This window comes from Candidatus Magnetobacterium casense (assembly GCF_019173545.1).
Taxonomy (GTDB): domain Bacteria; phylum Nitrospirota; class Thermodesulfovibrionia; order Thermodesulfovibrionales; family Magnetobacteriaceae; genus Magnetobacterium; species Magnetobacterium cryptolimnobacter.
The window spans coordinates 1-3742 of record NZ_JABXWD010000332.1; the positions used below are offsets into that span (position 1 = coordinate 1).

The following is a 3742-nucleotide window of genomic DNA, read 5'->3' on the forward strand; positions in this document are numbered from 1 at the left end:
GCTTTTCCGGGGCAACACTCAGGGGCTGCGGGGTCAACTACGACGTCCGCAAGCACTTCCCGTATGATGCCTACGACCTGGTCGAATTTGACGTCCCCGTCGGCAAAAACGGCGACGTCTATGACCGTTACCTCTGCAGACTCGAAGAACTACGGCAGTCAGTGAGGATCGTCAAACAGTGCATCGAGGCCCTGCCTCGTGGCCCGATCATGGCCCCGGATGCACCAAAGTTCACGTTACCGGCAAAAGACAAGGTACTCGGCGACATGGAGTCCCTCATACATCACTTTATGCTCATTACAAAAGGCCCCATGACGGCCCCAAAGGGTGAGGTCTACTCGGCAATAGAGGCCCCAAAGGGTGAACTGGGGTTTTACATCGTCAGCGACGGTACCGGTAAGCCCTACAGGATGCGCATACGCTCGCCATCCTTTGTGCATGTCTCGGCGTTGCCGCGGTTGTGCGAGGGGAGCCTCCTGGCAGACGTGGTTGCCAATATCGGGACGATTGACGTGGTGCTGGGCGAGTGCGACAGATAGTGTTGGATTCAAGAATTAGACTCATGGTAGGAGATTGCTGATGGATTATAGCGAAGTTTTTGAGAGATTTGACATCTTCGAGGGTCTTGACGGGGATGAACAAAGGATGTTAAGTGCGTTCTTCGTCAGAGGCTCATATAAGGCCGGAGAGGTCATATACGATGAGGCCCAGGAGGGCGGGACGCTCTATCTGTTGATGAAGGGGCGGGTCAGGGTCTGTCGGCGGACAATGGACGCGGAACTCTTGCCCTATGCAACGGTGGCCGAGGGTGAGACTTTTGGGCTAATGTCGTTTATCGACGGCACCAACCACGCAGCCATAACAATGGCCGATAAGGACGTTGAGGTCGTAAAGATTAGAAAAAGAGACTTTGAATCACTGTCCTTAAACGACCCCGTGATGGCGGCAAAGGTCTATAAGCGGATCGGTATGCATCTGTGCGAAATCATCCGGGACATGAACAAACAGTACATGGACCTGTCAACGTATCTGTTTTCAAAGGGCAGGTAGGCTGGCAGCAACCGGAAACGCAAGGCCGGAAACGCAAGGTAGGAACAACATGGACGATACAAAGAGTGAGGCCCTGAAGGGCAGGATCAAGGACATACAGGGGCATTATCCGACGCACCAGGGGGCGGTTCTGCCGTCGTTGTATGCGGCGCAAGATGTTTATGGATGGCTCAGTGATGAGGCCATGCGTGAGGTCTCAGCCCACACGGCTGTGCCCGCTGCCGAAATCAAGGGGGTTGCGACCTTCTATGCGATGTACAAGACCAGGCCAATGGGCAGGCATGTCATACAGCTCTGCACCAACATCTCGTGCATGATAGCCGGCTCGGATGAACTCGTTGAGGCGTTGCGGCAAGAGTATGCCCTGGAGCCTGGCGGTACCACCGAAGATGGCCGTTTTTCGCTCGTGATCATGGAGTGCATCGGCGCCTGCGCCACTGCCCCGGCCATGTTGGTTGACTCCGCACCATACGACAGCCTGACTATAGAAAAAATGTTAGCAATCCTCCAGGAGTACAGGTAGGTTGAGTCCATAAAATTTTTATGCTATTATGAACAAAAAAAGAGTTGAGGCTTTTATATTCTATAGAAAAATGTGATAATAACGGTAACCGTATATGTATTTTATGGGAAGTGGAAGGCATAAATGTATATCAACTATAACGATAGAGGAGACATCCTGTATCTCAGGTTGGACGATAGACCACAGGACGTTGTCAATACACGTATCTCAGAAGATATAGTCCTTGGCATCGGCGTGGATGATAAGATTGTTGCCATAGAAATTATAAACGCGTCGCAAAAAATAAAGTTAGACCGCTTGTTGCCTGTGAAATTATGATTTATTACCAACATAAGGCAAGAAAGAAAGGGGCGGCTCCGCCCCCCTTCAGAACCCCCCGCAAGGGGACCAGTCCCCTTGACCCCATTTTACCATGCTTTTTTAAGAGGATACCTTTTGTGCATAGTTGATGCGATGGGAGATACGTAATGCAAGAGAAAGAGTTTGATTACATAAACGTCATACCGCTGGTGGATATCATGCTGGTACTGCTGACCATCGTGCTTACGACGTCAACGTTTATAGCCACGGGTGTCATACCGGTTGAGCTTCCGGTTGCCTCCAAGGGCAGTGAAACCACGCTCAAGACTATAACAATCGATATCGACAAGGCCGGGGTCATATACGTTGACTCCAGACCGCTGTCGCCGGATGCACTGCGGGACAGGCTTGCAGACGTTGGCAGGGAGGTGCCGGTGCTCATCAGGGCAGACAGGGATATCAGGCTTCAGGTCTTTGTCAGTGTCCTTGACGTCGTAAAGCAGATGGGATTTAAGAAGGTAAGCCTCCAGAGTCAGGACCAGGGGCAGGGTGCCGCAACCGAGGTGAGAAGATGAACCATCAGCTTAAGGGGTTCAATATCTCTGTAGTTATCCATGCCGTTGCTTTTCTGGTTTTTGTTTGGGCAAACTCCCTTGTGGTACCGCAACGACAGAAACCCATTGTGATAGATTTCAGCATAGAAAGACCGGTAATAAGTCCCGTCAAGGACACAGCCCCCCATGCAGTTGCGCAAGATGTACCCGAAAAAAAGCCCGCTGTTAGCGCCGTAAAACCAAAAGTCGCACCGCCACGGCCACAGGAATCTCCAAAGCGTGCCATTGCCACACCTGCCAAACCACCCACTGCGCCGATACCACAAAGTGCCCCGTTAAAAACCGTTGCCGGGCCAACAGAAGATGCACACACGCAAGGGGCATCCACGGCGGTGTTGCCTACTCATCAGGATGAGGTTGCAACGACTCAGGGTGCAATGGCATCCACCGCTGATACTGTTGGCGTTGCTTCCCCGGCAGGAGGCGTCAAAGAAGCATCCCCTGCCCCTGTTGTGCATGCTCCCGCTCAGGAGATTGCCCCTGAGGAGGCTAAGAAGCGGTATTTGAAAGAACACTTTGCCTACATCAGGGACATGATATTAAAAAACATCGCTTACCCACGTATGGCGCAAAAAATGGGCTGGTCAGGCAAGGTAACGGTATCGTTTGTAATAATCGCCGACGGACATGTTGACGACGTAAAGGTTGTTGAGAGTTCCGGATTTCGTGTCCTGGATGACAACGCCGTTGAAACCATCAAGAAGGTCGCACCGTTTCCCAAACCTCCCGTTACGGCATATCTTGTGATACCGGTAACCTACAGATTGAATTAAAGGGAAAGAAGGAGGGCGGTTTGTGGCAGGGGGATCAACACATCCTAATATAGAAAGGCTTAACGCAACATTCAGGGGCTGGTTGCACATGTTGGTGAGACGTGGCAGAGCAATTGCCCATACAGAGCGCACCCTCTCAGCAGGAATGTATCTTGTGGGATGTGTTTACAACCCCTGTTCAAACCAAGGGCAAACCCCTGTTGCTATCACAGGTCTCTACGGGAAGCATCCAACTAAGAAGGAAGGAAATGGCGGTAGCTGCATGACCACGGTTGATTGTGGTGCTACCGGGGGAACATTCCTGTTCTCCCCTTTTTTTATGCCAGATCACCCTCGCTGTTCTACTTGTAGATCATTCGTTTGAATGGAGTGCTATACTGATCGGATTCGAGTTTTTTCGGGTATCAAAATTGCCCGCATACAAGAAAGAAAGGGGCGGCTCCGCCCCCCTTCAGAACCCCCCGCAAGGGGACCAGTCCCCT

General features: G+C 51.6%; 5 protein-coding genes and 1 pseudogene. All 6 read left to right on the top strand.

Annotated elements, in window-relative coordinates:
* Nucleotides 1–539, top strand: a pseudogene (locus HWQ67_RS14270) (hypothetical protein); the annotation flags it as partial.
* A 40-nt stretch (nt 540–579) separates the two neighbouring features.
* Entirely contained in the window at nt 580–1050 is a 471-nt protein-coding gene (locus HWQ67_RS14275) for a Crp/Fnr family transcriptional regulator (protein WP_218253360.1), read from the top strand.
* A 49-nt stretch (nt 1051–1099) separates the two neighbouring features.
* A complete protein-coding gene (gene nuoE, locus HWQ67_RS14280; RefSeq protein WP_218253361.1) occupies nt 1100–1573 on the top strand; it encodes an NADH-quinone oxidoreductase subunit NuoE in 474 nt (157 codons plus the stop codon).
* Nucleotides 1574–1696: 123 nt separating this feature from the next.
* On the top strand, nt 1697–1891 hold the full coding sequence (locus tag HWQ67_RS14285) for a DUF2283 domain-containing protein (protein ID WP_218253362.1): 195 nt from the start codon (nt 1697–1699) through the stop codon (nt 1889–1891).
* 149 nt (nt 1892–2040) lie between these two features.
* A complete protein-coding gene (locus HWQ67_RS14290; protein ID WP_218253363.1) occupies nt 2041–2448 on the top strand; it encodes an ExbD/TolR family protein in 408 nt (135 codons plus the stop codon).
* Nucleotides 2445–3260: an energy transducer TonB gene (locus tag HWQ67_RS14295; RefSeq protein ID WP_218253364.1), complete on the top strand. Its 816-nt coding sequence runs from the start codon at nt 2445–2447 to the stop codon at nt 3258–3260. The genes HWQ67_RS14290 and HWQ67_RS14295 overlap by 4 nt, the downstream gene beginning before the upstream one ends.
* Nucleotides 3261–3742 lie beyond the last annotated feature (482 nt).